Raw genomic sequence first — 15142 nt, forward strand, 5'->3', positions numbered from 1 at the left:
TCATGCGTCTCCTCCCACTCGTCTTCGTGTTTGGTTTTGCTCTTGCGCTTTCTGCTCAGACGGCAGCGGCAGATGTCGAGACTCTGATGCGGAACGGCCACTGGAAGCGGGCGCGGCAAGCGGCCGAGGAGGATTATCGGGAGCATTCCAAAGACGCGGCGGCGGCCTACCGGCTTGGCCGCGTTCGCCATGCATTCCTGAATCTCGAAGAGGCGATCAATTACGGCGAGTTGGCCGTCTCCCTCGATCCGAAGGTGGACGCTTATCACCGCGCGCTGGGCGAGGCCTATGAGGATCAAATCGGCCATGTTTCATTGTTCAAACAGCTTGGCTATTCGCGCAGGATTCGCGCCGAGCTTGATGCTGCTTCCGCGATTGCGCCAAAAGATCCTGACAACCTTAACGATCAGATCAATTACCTGCTGTACGCTCCAGGAATTGCCGGCGGAGACAAGGGTAAGGCAGGGCAACTCGCCGGCGATCTGGTCCAGATCGATCCCGCTCGCGGCTATCTCGCACTCGCGCGCATTGCCCGAGAGCGGAAGGAGGAGGACAAGCTCGAGGGTTTCTATCAGGAAGCGGTAAAGGCGAATCCTCAGAATTACGAGGCTCGCCTGGCTCTGGCTACATTCTATTTTGAGCCTGCCCGTCGGAATCTGGCTCTAACGGAGCGGCACGCGAAGGCAGCGATAGAACTCAATCCCGATCGCATCGGCGGGTATCGCTGGCTGGCATCCGCGCTGGCATCGCAGCGGCGATTTGACGAAACCACCCAAGTCTTGTCGCGTGCCGAAGCCACCATCTCCGACGATCTCAGCCCGTATGTGTACGCAGGGCGAGCCCTGCTGCGAGACGCGATCGAGCTTCCGAGAGCAGAGAGCTTCTTGCAAAAGTACCTCACCGAAACCAAGGAGCCCGAAGCCGGTGCGCCGCTGTTGGCTGGCGCTCATTGGTCGCTCGGCCTTGTGTACGAGAAAGAAGGACGTTTGCCTGACGCGAAGAGCGAGCTTGAAACGGCGTTGCGCTTGAAACCAGACTTCCAGCCGGCCAGGAAGGACCTGGATCGTTTGAAGCAGACACACTGACCGTGTGCGAGGTGCCGGCGGCTCACGCACCCGGCGGCTATTCGCTCGCGAACTCAGACACGATCGACATCAGCCGATCGGAATTCGTGCCGCGTCTCGCGGCACGGTGGGAATTTAGCCCGGCACAAAGTGCCGGGTAGCATTTGGAAATCGGAGCCGCGGAGGGGCGGCACTTGCTATGCCACGCGATCCAAAGATATTCCGTGCTTCCGCAATAACGCGTTCCATTCCTCGGTAAAACTCATCCTCTGATGATGCTTCTGCTGATTGCGCCCTCGCCCGGCGTTGTTTATTTGCCGGCAACCCAACAACCCACGATCAATCTGAGTGTCTGAGTTACTTAGAGAGAACTCCGCCGCAGCTTCGTTGGGGAGAAGGGATATTCTCTTAATGGGAGGAGTTGTGAAAAGACTGTTTACTGTGCTCTTTTGGATTTCCTCAATGTCCCTGGTCAGCGGGCTTCATGCGCAACAACAGATCGATGCCCAATTCGGGATCAGTGGTATGAACGCGCCATCAGCTACTAACTTCGATTTGAACGACTTCAACCACTCTCCACAATCGCTTAGCGGTGGCGTGTACCCGAGCTTTGCTGCCGATTTTATTCTCTTCCGCAATTTTGGCTTCAACGGGGAAGTCGCGTGGAGGGCCACACGCGGCAACTATCAAGACGACCCCACGTCACCCTATCGGCCGATCTTCTACGATTTCAATGCGGTCTATGCCAAGAAGACTGGACGAGTTGGTTTTGTCGCCATGGGAGGAATCGGGGCGGAGAGCATTCGCTTTTACGGGAATTTTACTAATTGCAATAACTTTGGCCAGTGCACCAACTACGTGAGCAGCAACCACTTCATGGGACACGTCGGAGGAGGGTTGCGGTTTTACCTGACAAACTCTGTTTACCTGGCTCCCGAAGCGCATGTGTATTTCGTGCACAACAACGTTGAATTCACTTCGGCTCACGCTACACGCTATGGTGTGAACCTTGGATACACGTTCGGACGGTGAATCGCGGGTTTAGTTTGTGAAAACGAAACGGGCCTGCCGCCATTCCGAGGAATTAGAGCCAGATCATCGACAGGCTTTTCCTAACGCTTCCGCTTGCAGTCTTCAGGCTTCATCGGGACATGATCCACGATGAGGATTTCGCCTTCGCATTTCTGGCAGCTGCGCCAGGCCATGAAGGCCGAATCCTCGCTCATCCATGTGATGTTTGTTCCGCAGTAAGGGCAACGAAACGTTAGCTGCGCCATGAGCCACGATTGTAGGCGGCTTGACCTTCGCCTCCCATCAGCCTTTCGAGCACCTGCTGCGATAGCACCATAGCCTGCTCGTAGCTGGCGCACTTGACAAGATCAATGACTGCGTTGGAACCCATGCGTTCAATAATGTAGTACCAGAAAGACTCTACGCTTGTGTGGTGCAGCACGTGAGCAGTGTAGTTGCCCAGCTGGTAACTGCTCGGCTGCGGCTGGCCGGAATCAGGCACTGCATGAGGTCAGTTGAGCCCAGCGGTGCCCAACCGCGCTGAGTTATGCCATTGCGCGCCCATTTGACCTTTCTGCTGAGAACGCACGCAGAGGATACCGATCGATGCCTATGAGGCTGAGCAAGCCCCAAGCCACCAGGGAAACACTTCTTGAGGGCTCCCAGGCAACCAGAGTCACTGATTGTGACATCTCACTACCGCTTTGGGGGTCTGTCTGGCCGAGATGACTGCCTTAGTGCTGAGGAATGCAACTTGCAAAGCGGAAAGCAGAAAGTGTGTGGAACGTCAAACGACTTTCAGACGGGCTCGCCCGTTCCAGAGAACGGCTTTTACCGGGTCCGGCACTCGCAGCATCGTCTTCCGAAAGAAGTCACTCTCCTCACTGGCCAACCGTTCCCACGATGCTCAAAATGTACCGAGCCCGTCTATTTCGAGTTAATACGTTCCGCTCGGTTCCTGGGAATGAATGGAAGCCGCTTCCAGATAACTCTGTACGAGCTTCCTGAACTTACTGACCGGGACGACCCCTTAGCCGCTTGATCTCCGCCGTTTCCGCCCGCCAGGCGGATTCGACCAAGAGGGAGAGATTATGATGACCACCGACTTGAGAATTGCAGAGCTGGAGGTTTACCTCAGCCTTCAGTTGACCCGCGCTGAGAAGCTCAAGAGGCTGATCCGTTACGCAAGCGACCGGCACCTCAAGATGCAACTCCAGCAGGAATCGGAGAATTTATTCGCAGAGACGAAGCGCCTTCAGGAACACCTTGACGATCTGTCCAAGAGCTAGGCAGTCGATCCGACTAGCATGAACTCTAAATTTGCCCTCTGGCCATCAACTGAAGACGTGCATTATCTGCCTACGTTGCGACTGTTCTTTGACGGTGGCGTGACGAACGTCTACCGCCTGAACAGAAATGCCTGTGAATTTCGGACGAACGAAGGCCCGTGGCAAACGCTGGATGATTCAGACCTTGCCATTCACTTTCGGTTCAATACGGAAGTCGCTCGTTGGTTGATAAAGCACTCGATAGAAGCCAACCCCTATGGCGGAAATACGCGGTAGGGGCAAAAAGTTCATTCCCACAATTGGCCGTAGAGAACGGAAATGAAAAAGCCCCTGAAGCATCACATTACAGAGTTGAAGAAGCGCGTCCAGCAGCTTAGCCAAACTATGATGCAAGACCATATAACGCGCACGGAACGAAATCTGCTGGAAGCTGAACTACGGGTCGCGCAGCAGGCACTGGAACACTACGAGGAGGCCGTCAAGCTAGAGGCACAGCTACAGCGGCAGTAATGAAGGAATCAATAGTTCGAAGCCGCGCGCCGAATTTGTCGAGCCGGTCAATAATTTCTGATTTTTCACTTGATAGATTTCACAACGAGGATTTGCTGGCCAGGGAGCGCGAGGTTGCGCCGGTGAGACGCCAGCCATCTTATGTAAGGGATCTATTCGCGTAAGCGATCTATTCGCCCTCGGAAGGTTCTTTGCGCGGGTGCCTTTCGCGGCAGTGCTTCCGAAATCCTTCTTCGTTTGGTGGAAGGAAAAGGTTTTCGCACTCTCTACACCAACCCTGCGTTGGTTCGCCTACCGCTTCAATTATTTTCCACTTTGCCATGCGAGAGATTGCCACATGGCTTCCGGCCTGTCGTTGCCCGAGGGCAACAGAAAAACTTAGCCAACAGAAACCTAGTCTCAGTCTCCCCCACACGCGCCTGTGCGCCCATTTGACCTTCGCCTTGCATTCGCCTAGCCTGTTGCGATGGAAGTGGGCGGCTACAAGGACGTTGCTGATTGGCCGAAGATGGGGCCCTCACTGCTGATTGCCACTGCGCTTATCGTCGCTATCCGGACCGCGAAATGGTCAGCAACAATCGATGCAAGAAACAGCAATTGCGAGCTGGACAAAGAAATCGACTTTGCCGCGAACCTCGCCCGGCGCGTTCTCTCAACGCTCATGAAGTTGTCGCCTTCGATTTTCCCAAGCAGGAAAGAGCCCTGGTACAAAGCGACGAATGAAGATCATCCGGAGTGAGAATCAAATCGGGAACGGGTTGCCTACTGTCAGAAATATCAGTCAAAAATTGTGCATTTTTTTATATTCCTATTCTGACTCTTTGCGTTATCTTGTTTGCTCGTTGTATTAAGGCAAGCCACCATGCTGATAAAAATAAACGGACAGCCGCAGATGTCTTTTGAGCAATTCGAGGGAACTTTCAGGCAGGTGTTTGGAAGAGACATGACCGGAGACGAGCGCCGGTGGATTCAGTTGGCGGATTTCCTTGACAGTCAAACACCTGGACTCGAACGACGAACTTGCATTGTAGTGACGGCTGTATTTCCCGATAGCGAATTTGCTGCGTACAGTCCTAAGCCTGCCGATCAGCCAGCCAATAACACCCAGCGAAAGGTTGCCGGACAGAAATAGATGCCGGGTGTTCAGGATTCAGGCCAACGGTATATAGCCGTCGCCTAGTTCGCACACGGAATGCGCGCGTCCTGTCCGCATTCAACCACCAGCCGTAAATACCAACCGCCCGGTTTGAAGAGATCCCATTAGCATGTTGCCACACAGACCGCCCTGCTGCCGCGGCCAGTCGACTTTCGGCACTTCGGCATTGCCTACCATTCAGCTGCTCGCGCGCTCTGATATAAGTCAGAATGGTTCAGCGACGTGACCTGTTCGTGACCTCCCCGAAGTGCTAGACTTTGGCCGATTGCTTCTAAGCACGACGCTGCCCTGGCGCAATGAGCAAGACCACTCATCCGTACGATCCTATTAAGTCGAGCTCCAGCACGCGCCCGTTACTAAACCGGCCTTGACTCTTTGTGGGCGGAGGCTACTTGAGAGAGCCAACCAAACGGGTTCTCGTGGTTGATGATTACGAGGCTTGGCGTCGCTTTATCTGCAATGCGCTCCGCGAACGGGCGGAACTTCAGGTTGTTGGGGAAGCGTCGGATGGTGCAGAAGCGATTCGGTTAGCGCAGGAACTAAAGCCGGACCTCATTCTGCTGGATATCGGACTTCCCACGCTGAATGGAATTGAGGCCGCTCGCCAAATCCGAGATCTCTCACCGGATTCCTGGATTCTCTTTGTGAGTGAACAACGCTCGCGGGATATCGCCGAAGCAGCATTGCGCGCGGGTGGGAACGGCTACGTGTTTAAACCCGACGCAAACCGCGACCTGTTACCCGCCGTGGAAGCGGTTCTTCAGGGCAAGCGCTTCATTAGCGCCGGCCTCGGTCAGCACAGTCTTGAATCCAGCGATCAGGGTCTAAGTCCTGCTCACCGCAAGAATGTTGTCATCCCATTGCCGTTACCGAACGCAAAGGTCCCGGGCAGACATGAAGTGGTTTTTTATTCTGATGATCAGCATCTTGTGGACCATGTTGCACAGTCCATCGGAACCGCTCTCCGGAACGGCAGCGCCGCAATTGTTGGCGCCACTTCGTCACATCTGGACAGCATTCTTGCAAGATTGCAGGCAAATGGTGTGGATCTCGGTGCTGCCATTGAACAGGGCAGGTATATCGCATTCAATGTCACCGACGCCGTTTCCACCTTTATGGTGAATGGCATCCTTGATCCGAATCGATTTTTAAAACTCTGGCGTGATCGCATTGCAACCTCCGCGAAAGCTACTAAGGACGAACACGCCCGTGTCGCAATTTTCGGAGAAGGTGTCAACTTGCTCTGGGCGCGAGGCGACACGGAGGCTGCAATTCAGGTGGAGAAGCTTTCGAATCAGCTCCTTGCCACATACAACGTAGATATCCTCTGTGGCTATTCGCTCAGGGACGTTCAGGACGGTATGGAAGATGACACCTTCCAGCGTATCTGTGCGGAACACTCAGTGGTTCACAACTGGAACTGAGTCATCCAGTCGGTTGTCACGAAATCAGCCAAACGTCTTGGGAAGCAAAGAATCCTGCTGAGACCGAACCGGCCTGAGCCGCCGCACAATCCTCGGGCTAGCCGGCTACGGCGCGTGTACTGGACTGTTCAGCCTGTACGGGGACATGAACGTTGATGGTTGTGCCACCCATCAGTTTGGAGTCGATGGCAATGGTGCCGTTCATCAGTCGAGTCCGTTCGCGCATGCTCACCAGTCCCAGTCCACCTTTATTGATTGCTGTGTGGGCATCGAAACCGCTCCCTTGATCTGCAACCGTGAGATGAAGCTGATCGGCCGAGTATCCCAGGTTCACCTGGAAGTGTCGGACTCGGCTATGCTTTGCGGCGTTGCTCACCGCCTCCTGCATAATTCGGAAAAGACCTAGAGAGACTTCCGGCGATATAACCTTCGGGATCTCGTCACTGCTGAAATCAATCTCCAGCGATTGCCGCGCCGAATAATCGCGGCAGAAGATCTTCATAGCCGCAACAATGCCTAGGTACTCCAGCTGGGGAGAGTGGAGTTGATGCGATAGGGATTGCACTTCCGTCGAAACCTCAACAATGCCTTCCCGGATGTCTGTCAGGCGTCGATCGATGTCGTTGGCGCAAGTGGGCAGATTGTCCTTTAAGGTATCGGTTTCAATTGCCAACAGCGCCAGGCGCTGGTTGATATCGTCGTGAAGATCTCTTGCAATTCGTGTACGTTCTTCCTCTTGAACAGCGATCAGCTTGCGACTCATGTCCGCCATGGCCTGCTCGGCCAGGCGGCGCTCGGTGATGTCGCGGTCGATCTTGGAAAAGCCGACGATCTTGCCGCTTGAATCCTTAATGGAAGAAACCGTCACAGAAACATCGACTCTTTTTCCGGACTTGGTGAGACGAACCGTTTCATAGTGCTCAATCCGCTCGCCCGCCCTTAACCTCTCCAGAACCTTCTCCTCCTCGAGAACTAAGTCTGGCGGAATAAGAACCGTTATCGGCTGTCCGACTGCTTCCGCCTCACTATATTCAAAAATATGCTGCGCACCTGCGTTCCAGCTGGTGATGAGCCCCTGGCAATTTTCCGAAAAGATAGCGTCAGAAGATGATTCCACAATAGCTGCGTGCTGGAACCGAGCCTCTTCCGCCAGCTTGCGTTCTGTGATATCCGCGATGATCCCGATCATTCGCGTCATCTTTCCGTGCTCGTCAAACAAGGCATGTGCCGTTCGCTCCAGCCAGATCACGGATCCATCAGGACGCAATATGCGATATGCGACTTGAGAGTCCGGGTCCTCGGGGGTCCTCTCGCTCACGGAAGCGTCGAGCCGGTCTCGATCATCGGGGTGGACTCGCTCCAGCCATTGCCGGCGAGTGTCGCCCGACGCTTCCTCGGGAACCAGGACCGTTTCGACTGCCCCAGCACGAGCGACCGCATCGGTAGCGACATCCCATTCATAGGCATACATCTTGCCGGCCTGGGTTGCCACTCGCAATCGCTGCTCGCTCTCCTGCAGCAGTTTCTGATTTTGCAGATAGGCCTCTATCGCAAGTTGCTTACGTACCATCCGTTCCCGTTCGCGGTGAGCCTGCTCGCGCTCTGCGCAAACAGCTGCCAGGGAAAGTCCCGTAATGGAAAGCACGCCGAAGAAGACGTCCAACAAGACGGCGTTTGTGAACGGGCCGTTGATAACGAAGGGCCCGGAGCCCAATGCAGTTTGTACTGTGGCAATGGTGGCGACCATGAGAATCGACAAAGACGCCCCGCTCGCGCCAAAACGAATCGCCGCCCACATGACAAATGGAAGAACCATGAGCGCTAGAACGTGCACTTCGCCAGTAATCAGCGGAGGATCGCCGAAGACGAACATGCAAACTGCGGCAAGTAGCACTAGAAGCGTGACCAGCTCTGCGAACTTGTCCCGATTGCGGATTCGCAGAAGAGCAGGGAAGGTCAACACCAGAGGGGTCATGAGCAGAACGCCCATCGCGTCTCCCAACCAATAGACCAGCCAGGCTGAACCGATTCCGGAGTACGGGCGTTCGTGGCTGGCAAAGAGAACTAACGTTCCAATCGACGCGCTCACAGCGGCGCTGCCCAGGGCGCCTATAACAATTAGCCAGAACGCATCGCGCAAACGCGACAGCGAACGATCAAACCTCGCAAGGCGGTGGAGAAGATACGCTCCGCTGAGAGCGGCAAGCGTCGCACCCACAGCTTGCCCCAGCGCAGTCGCGGCAGAAACGGGGCTCGACAGCGCGACTACAAAAGCTCCAACGAAGACTCCGACCCAGGCTCGATGTCCTAGCAATAAGATCGCAGCCAACGCGATCCCGTATGCCGGCCATACAGGTCCGAGATTGCTACTGCGAATGTTGGCGGTAGCCTGCCCGAGTTTGCCCGCGACAAAATATGCTACGAAGACAAGCGCGGTCTGAGCGAGATATCCTCCGCGATTGAGCGGGACGAATGCGCGATGCGCGACGACTTGAGCCACGAGGCGACTCCTAAAGCATGCTCAACGTGTTTGCCCCTTCGAACAAGGAATCGAAAGCCCCAACGGATCAGTGCCCGTCGGTGGTCACCATAGATAGTTACTAGGATTGAATCTTATACTCGCAACCGAACAAATTTTACAAGTGCAATCACACCTATGTGCATCGTTCGCTAATCTTGGGAGTACAGAAATCAGAAAGGACCGGTCACCCTTGGCCTCACTAAGCTGTTCAAAATAGCCCCGTGCAGGGCCAGAGCAGAGAAGCATCACTTGCTGCAGAGCTCCCTAAGTTCCTTAATTTCAATACAGTCTGGCTGAGTAGTTCCAATATAGGAAATGGCGGCTCAGCGGTTTGTCGGACTGTGCTCGACCCGGCGACAGGCGTCCGAAAGTGAACGCCATGTTAAGAGTGTGATCGGCCGCATATTGCCGGATCGCGACATTTTTCGCAGTCCGAGCGATGCATGCATCAATTTTGGCTTCGCAGCCAATTCTGAAAGCTTCCGGCCTGCCGCCGCTGGAAGTCGGTGCAGCCATCAATCCTCTCGATGCTTTGCTGGACAGCACGCTGTGCTCCTGGCGCAGGGTGATTCGCGAAGAACTGCTTCACATCGTCGCGCATCTCCGCTGAGCAGCTATTTCCCAGCGCGGACACTGCACCTGCTCCGCCGAACGAAGTTACTTTCTCTGCCAAATCTCCCCAGTGTTCTTTCAGATACTTCCAGGCAGATTCCCGCGATGCCCGGTTTGAAAGCAAAGCTCCAAAAAACCGAGGATAATCCTGCTGTCTTACCCTTCCTTGACCTACGAGAGCAATCGTACGTTCCACTAACTCAGGCGCTCTGAACCCCGCGAGCGCGTACAGATAGTGGTTGTATTCATCGCTGCTCTTGGCGTTAAAGAGCGCGTTCGTTAGCTGATCATAGAAGGTGGGGTCGCCGTTCTCGGCAGCAACTGTAAAGGCGCTTCCGCTGATGGTTCCGTCCACCGAAGTCGGATTCTGCATGTACTGCTCCACAATCCTGCGTGCAGCGGCAACTGCATCGGGATCCCCCGCCGAGCCGAGCGTTGCCAGCAAGTTCGCCCGCAAAGCCTTCTGTTCATCGGTGTCGCTCGCGCGAGCATCCCATCCAAGTGCCTTCGCCAGTGGGCCAAACTGTGCGCGCAGAGTCGCGTCATAGCGTTGATCGAGGCCATCGGCCACAAGCGAGTCGCCAATGTATTCCAAATGCCTCGCCAAAGATCCGACTACGTGCCGATTCTGTTCGCTAGGCAACCGCTGCGCGAGATCAAGAAAGTCTGCAACTGAGGTTCTACCGGCACGGGTGAGAGCCCACGCGTCCTCAACCAACGCGATGCGTTCGGGCACGTTCAGTTGGCGCTCGGCGGCATCGGCGACCTTCTTCAGCTCCTCCGGTGCGTAGGCCACGCGATAGTAGCCTTTCGCATCACGATTCCCGAACACCCAGTCGGCGCAGCTTGACGACGAGACCGTCTGTTCGCCTTGCGTCATCAGCGAGCAGTCACCAGCCGCGTTCTTGCTGGTCTTCGTGCAAATCGGGATCTGCCATGTCTCGTTGCTCGCCGTCTGCAGCCGCTCCGGGGAAACGAAAAAGCGCTGTTGTTTCAGGTCGAGTTTGCCGGAGCCATCACTGCAGGAGTTCGACAGGCTTAGCAAAGGAACGCCGGGCTGGAAGACAAACGTCGGCATGATCTTGTCCACCGGCTTGCCTGAGGCTTGAGCTTCGGCCTGCCAGAAGTCGGCGGAGGTAGCGTTTCCATTCGCGTGAGCCGCCAGGTAGGCGTTCACGCCTTTGCGAAACGTCTCCGGCCCAACGTAGGACTCCAGCATTCGCAGCACGGCGCCACCTTTCTCATAAGTGATGCCGTCGAACATCTCCTTAATCTCGGAGGACGTGCTCGGATTGCCGTGAATCGCGCGCGCAGTGGCCAGCGAATCGACGCCAATGATCTGTTGGGCATCTTCTGCGGCATCATCCTGGACATGCCATTCGGGATGCCAAGCCTCGATCGGTTTTCGTGACATCCATGTAGCAAATCCCTCATTGAGCCAGATGTCATCCCACCACGCCGCCGTAACCAGATCGCCAAACCATTGATGTGCGATCTCATGAGCAATGGTTACGGCCTGCGCACGCTTGCGGAAGACGGAGGCGTTGTTCTCGCCCAGGAGTAGCGCCGTATCGCGATAGAAGATCGACGCCGTGTTCTCCATGCCACCCCACTCGTAGTCGGGAATGGCGACCATATCGAGTTTCCCAAATGGGTACTTGATCCCGTACCACTGGTTATAGAACTGGAGGGAATGCGCAGCTACATCGAGCGCGAAAGCTCCGAGTTGCTTCTTGTCTGGTTCCGCACAAACACGAATCGGCACACCATCGACGGTCCGAGACAAACATTGCCAATCACCGATGGCCAAGGCCACCAGGTAGGTAGACATCCTCGGTGAAGTGGAGAAGGTGATTTTGTGGCGATTGGCGCTCGCGGGCTCGTCTTTCGCGATTCGGCCATTGGAGATTGCCGTGTCGTCCTTGTCGGCCATGACCGAAAGATCAAAAGTGGCTTTGAAGGCGGGCTCGTCGAAGCAGGGAAACATCATGCGAGCGTAGGTACCTTCGAACTGAGTAACCGCGTATTGACGACGCGCTCCCTTGCTGAGATACAACCCACGCAGGCCCTCGGTCAGCTTGCCGGAAAACTTCAGGTGGAGTTGGGCCGAACCGGCCGGAACAGATTCGGGCAGAGAAAGTCGCACCATCTCCTGTGGCTTGTCGTAGGTCACCGCAGCCTTCTGCATTGATCCCGCGGATTTAACCTCGGCTTCGGTGATGTCGAGATCGAGCGAGTTGAGAACGATTTCCTTCGTCGTCGTGCTCACCTGTACATCGATCGTCTCTTCGCCGGTGAAGATCTTTTGCGTTATGACCGGGTCGAGGTAGAGCGAGTAGTGGGTTGGGATGATGGTTTGCGGAAGGCGTTGAGCGAAGAGCGAAGTTGTAAGTAGAAAAAGGGACAGCGAACAAATGCGCTTCATATTTTGAAAGTAGAATCCCATATTGAAACTGTCATCCGTCGCGCCGCTGCGACCAACTGGACTTGCTCACCAATTCGGCTGTTGCGGCGCGGGGGATCCGCTGTTCGTTACCGTCACCATAAACAGCAGATCCCCCGAGCCGCGTTTGCTTCGACGACAGATTCAAATGCCCGCGGCGGCCCGAGGGATGACAGTCTCAAGGAGTGTTCAACATTTAAGTGCATTGATCGGGTTCGTAGCTAACGCTCCACCAGGGTGAATCCGAAATCGTCCCTGAACCATCACGAACCCCACTCACTCACCCAGCGAACAACTCATCCACATAGCAATATCGCCAAGCTTCTCCAGGCTCAAAGGAGCGAATTACAGGATGCTTCGTCGAGTGGTAGTGCTTCGTGGCGTGCTTGTTTTTAGACGAATCGCAGCAGCCGACATGTCCGCAGGAGAGGCACAGCCGCAGGTGTACCCAAATGTCCCCCATTTTCAGACACTCTTCGCACCCTTTCGAATTTGGTTTTGCATCGTGGGCTTGTTGGAGATGTTTGCAAGAATCAGGCATGGTCTTGAGTTCCTTAAAACGCGTCAATTCCCGTGACGTTCGCTCCGATGATAAGCGTGTGAATGTCGTGAGTGCCTTCGTAGGTTTTTACAGATTCGAGGTTCATCATGTGGCGCATGATGGGATAGTCATCAGCAATTCCATTTGCGCCGAGAATGTCGCGAGCCATGCGTGCACTCTCGAGCGCCATCCAGACATTGTTCCGTTTCGCCATTGAGATGTGCTGATGCTGGACTTTCTCTGCGTCCTTCAAGCGGCCAACTTGCAGCACCAGGAGCTGCGCTTTCGTGATCTCCGAGATCATCCAGGCGAGCTTTTCTTGGACGAGCTGGTGCGAGGCGATGGGCTGATCGCGGAATTGTTTTCGCAGAAGCGAGTACTGAAGCGCGGTGTCATAGCACGACATGGCTGCGCCTATCGCGCCCCACGCAATTCCGTAGCGCGCCTGATTCAGACACATGAGCGGCGACTTGAGCCCATCGGACTTCGGCAGCAGATTGCACGTGGGCACGCGAACATCTTGCAGCGACAAGCCTGAGGTCACAGATGCCCGTAGTGACCACTTGCCATGAACATCTTGCGCTGAGAAGCCTGGCCGATTCGTCTCCACCAGGAAGCCACTGATCTTGCCACCATGCTCTTCGCTCTTTGCCCAGATCACAGCAACATCGGCGATCGAGCCAGAAGTGATCCACATCTTCTCGCCGTTCAAAACGTATTCGTTACCCTGGCGGACCGCACGGGTTCGCATGCCACTGGGATTCGAGCCAAAGTCCGGTTCCGTAAGCCCGAAGCAGCCAAGCTTTTCTCCGGTTGCGAGTTTCGGCAGCCATTGCTGCTTCTGCTCCTCGCTGCCGAAAGCGTAGATCGGATACATCACGAGCGCAGATTGCACACTGACGAATGAGCGCACACCGCTATCGCCGCGCTCCAATTCCTGCATCACTAGGCCGTACTCGACGTTCGACATGCCAGCGCATCCATATCCTTTGAGGCTGGCGCCGAAGAGTCCCATTTCGCCCATCGGTTTCACCAACTCACGCGGAAAGCGTCCTTCGCGGTTGCATTCTTCGATGATGGGGACCAGGTTTTCTTCGATGAACTTGCGCGTGCTGTCGCGCACCAGGCGCTCGTCGTCGGAGAGCAGCGAGTCGAACTCGATGAAGTCAACGCCTTTGAATTTGAACGGAGGCATAAGGGAGATTTTGTGATTTGGTGATTTCGCGATTGGAAAATCACAGAATCACCAAATCATGAAATCACAAAATCGTATCAGACGCCGAAACCTTGGCTGCGAACAGATTACTCGCTCGGCTCGGAATGACAGGCGAGGCCTCGTTGACCCTCCCCTATCAGCGTGTTAATTTCAAAGGTTACCCAGCACGTTCTGGGCGTCACCTTCCGCACTGCAAAATAAGGAACACCGTTGAGTCCTACCGCCGAAGTAAATGCCGGATTGCGCAAGACTGCCTTGAACGCCGTCCATCGCAAGACGGGCGCCAAGATGGTCGATTTTGGCGGCTGGGACATGCCCGTAGAGTACTCCGGGCTGATTGCCGAGCACCTGGCGGTTCGCACCGGGGTTGGCGTCTTCGACGTCAGCCACATGGGCGATATCCTCATCCGTGGACCGCAAGCTCTGCCCGCAGTTCAGCACATCAGCATGAACGATGCGTCGAGACTCCAGTCTGGCCAGGCGCATTATTCCGCGCTGCTATATCCCGAGGGAACCTTTGTCGACGACGTAATCGTCCACAAGCTTGGCGAGAACGATTATTTGCTGGTCATTAACGCAGGAACCCGAGAAAAGGACGTGAACTGGGTGGGCCAAAACGTGCGCCAGTTCCGCTGCCATGCCGACAACCTGAGCGACTACTACACACAACTCGCGATTCAGGGCCCGAAGGCCGTGGATGTGCTGCGCAAGCTCACGAACGTTGATCTTTCCCCGATTAAGAACTATTGGTTTACGTACGGCACGGTCTGCGGACTGCCGAATACGATGATCGCCCGCACCGGTTATACCGGCGAAGACGGATTCGAGATCTATATCCCCTCTGACGAGCCGACCAGCGAGCGCGTGTGGTATGAGGTGCTTGGAGCAGGCAGAGAGTTTGGAATCCTGCCCTGCGGTCTTGGTGCCCGCAATACCCTTCGCCTTGAATCGAAGATGGCGCTTTACGGTCACGAGATCTCCGACACGATTAACGTCTGGGAGGCTGACCTGGGACGCTACTGCAAGATGGAGAAAGGCGACTTCATCGGCCGCGAGGCTCTGGAGAAATCTAAGGCCGGCGGGCTCAAGCGCATTCTCGTAGGTCTCGAAATGATCGAGCGAGGAATTGGCCGCGACTGCTACAAGGTCTTCAGCGAATCAGGCGAGCAGATCGGCGAAATCACAAGCGGATCGCCGGCGCCCTTCCTCAAGAAGAATATTGCGCTCGCCTATGTACCTCCGCAGTACTCGCAGATCGGAACCGTAGTTCTGGTCGAAGTTCGCAGTCAAAAAGTAAAGGCGCAAGTGGTTCCGACGCCCTTCTACAAACGTCCCAAGAAAGAGAAATAGCAAAG

General features: G+C 55.3%; 13 protein-coding genes. 9 read left to right on the plus strand and 4 right to left on the minus strand.

Translation table 11 applies throughout. The features are described 5' to 3' along the window. Positions 1-2 precede the first annotated feature (2 nt). Both VNX88_17400 and VNX88_17405 read left to right on the plus strand, forming a co-directional pair. Positions 3-1085 carry a hypothetical protein gene (locus tag VNX88_17400; protein ID HWY70447.1) on the plus strand — a complete coding sequence of 361 codons (1083 nt, stop codon included), beginning with the start codon at positions 3-5 and terminating at the stop codon, positions 1083-1085. 402 nt (positions 1086-1487) lie between these two features. Then, positions 1488-2096, plus strand: a complete 609-nt coding sequence (locus VNX88_17405) for a hypothetical protein (protein HWY70448.1) — start codon at positions 1488-1490, stop codon at positions 2094-2096. A 232-nt stretch (positions 2097-2328) separates the two neighbouring features. Here VNX88_17405 and VNX88_17410 read toward each other — a convergent pair whose 3' ends face one another. Beyond that, complete coding sequence (locus tag VNX88_17410) at positions 2329-2577, minus strand: hypothetical protein (protein ID HWY70449.1); 249 nt, start codon at positions 2575-2577, stop codon at positions 2329-2331. A gap of 589 nt (positions 2578-3166) precedes the next feature. Here VNX88_17410 and VNX88_17415 point away from each other — a divergent pair. The 6 genes from VNX88_17415 (at position 3167) to VNX88_17440 (ending at position 6454) form a co-directional block, all read left to right on the plus strand. Beyond that, a complete protein-coding gene (locus VNX88_17415) occupies positions 3167-3364 on the plus strand; it encodes a hypothetical protein (protein ID HWY70450.1) in 198 nt (65 codons plus the stop codon). 18 nt (positions 3365-3382) lie between these two features. After that, entirely contained in the window at positions 3383-3640 is a 258-nt protein-coding gene (locus VNX88_17420; protein ID HWY70451.1) for a hypothetical protein, read from the plus strand. A 42-nt stretch (positions 3641-3682) separates the two neighbouring features. Further along, complete coding sequence (locus tag VNX88_17425; protein ID HWY70452.1) at positions 3683-3874, plus strand: hypothetical protein; 192 nt, start codon at positions 3683-3685, stop codon at positions 3872-3874. A gap of 472 nt (positions 3875-4346) precedes the next feature. Then, the gene (locus tag VNX88_17430; protein HWY70453.1) at positions 4347-4613 is read left to right on the plus strand and encodes a hypothetical protein; all 267 of its coding nucleotides are present in this window, start codon (positions 4347-4349) and stop codon (positions 4611-4613) included. A gap of 123 nt (positions 4614-4736) precedes the next feature. Then, positions 4737-5006 carry a hypothetical protein gene (locus VNX88_17435; protein HWY70454.1) on the plus strand — a complete coding sequence of 90 codons (270 nt, stop codon included), beginning with the start codon at positions 4737-4739 and terminating at the stop codon, positions 5004-5006. Positions 5007-5422: 416 nt separating this feature from the next. Then, complete coding sequence (locus VNX88_17440; protein HWY70455.1) at positions 5423-6454, plus strand: response regulator; 1032 nt, start codon at positions 5423-5425, stop codon at positions 6452-6454. Between the two features lie 97 nt (positions 6455-6551). Here VNX88_17440 and VNX88_17445 read toward each other — a convergent pair whose 3' ends face one another. The 3 genes from VNX88_17445 to VNX88_17455 all read right to left on the minus strand — a co-directional run bounded on the left by VNX88_17445 (position 6552) and on the right by VNX88_17455 (position 13766). Further along, complete coding sequence (locus tag VNX88_17445; protein HWY70456.1) at positions 6552-8954, minus strand: MASE1 domain-containing protein; 2403 nt, start codon at positions 8952-8954, stop codon at positions 6552-6554. Positions 8955-9423: 469 nt separating this feature from the next. Next, positions 9424-12033 carry a M1 family metallopeptidase gene (locus VNX88_17450; protein ID HWY70457.1) on the minus strand — a complete coding sequence of 870 codons (2610 nt, stop codon included), beginning with the start codon at positions 12031-12033 and terminating at the stop codon, positions 9424-9426. Positions 12034-12584: 551 nt separating this feature from the next. Continuing rightward, complete coding sequence (locus tag VNX88_17455; protein HWY70458.1) at positions 12585-13766, minus strand: acyl-CoA dehydrogenase family protein; 1182 nt, start codon at positions 13764-13766, stop codon at positions 12585-12587. A gap of 231 nt (positions 13767-13997) precedes the next feature. Between VNX88_17455 and gcvT the strand changes: the two genes are divergently transcribed. Beyond that, positions 13998-15137, plus strand: coding sequence for a glycine cleavage system aminomethyltransferase GcvT (gene gcvT / locus VNX88_17460; protein ID HWY70459.1), 1140 nt, complete (start codon positions 13998-14000; stop codon positions 15135-15137). Positions 15138-15142: the final 5 nt, after the last annotated feature.

It is taken from the genome of Terriglobales bacterium, assembly GCA_035567895.1.
Classification (GTDB): Bacteria; Acidobacteriota; Terriglobia; order Terriglobales; family Acidobacteriaceae; genus Gp1-AA112.

Coding starts and splice junctions, on each gene's coding strand:
- VNX88_17400 (HWY70447.1), top strand. CDS start 3: ATGCGTCTCCTCCCACTCGTCTTCGTGTTTGGTTTTGCTCTTGCGCTT.
- VNX88_17415 (HWY70450.1), top strand. CDS start 3,167: ATGATGACCACCGACTTGAGAATTGCAGAGCTGGAGGTTTACCTCAGC.
- VNX88_17420 (HWY70451.1), top strand. CDS start 3,383: ATGAACTCTAAATTTGCCCTCTGGCCATCAACTGAAGACGTGCATTAT.
- VNX88_17425 (HWY70452.1), top strand. CDS start 3,683: ATGAAAAAGCCCCTGAAGCATCACATTACAGAGTTGAAGAAGCGCGTC.
- VNX88_17435 (HWY70454.1), top strand. CDS start 4,737: ATGCTGATAAAAATAAACGGACAGCCGCAGATGTCTTTTGAGCAATTC.
- VNX88_17450 (HWY70457.1), bottom strand. CDS start 12,033: ATGGGATTCTACTTTCAAAATATGAAGCGCATTTGTTCGCTGTCCCTT.
- VNX88_17455 (HWY70458.1), bottom strand. CDS start 13,766: ATGCCTCCGTTCAAATTCAAAGGCGTTGACTTCATCGAGTTCGACTCG.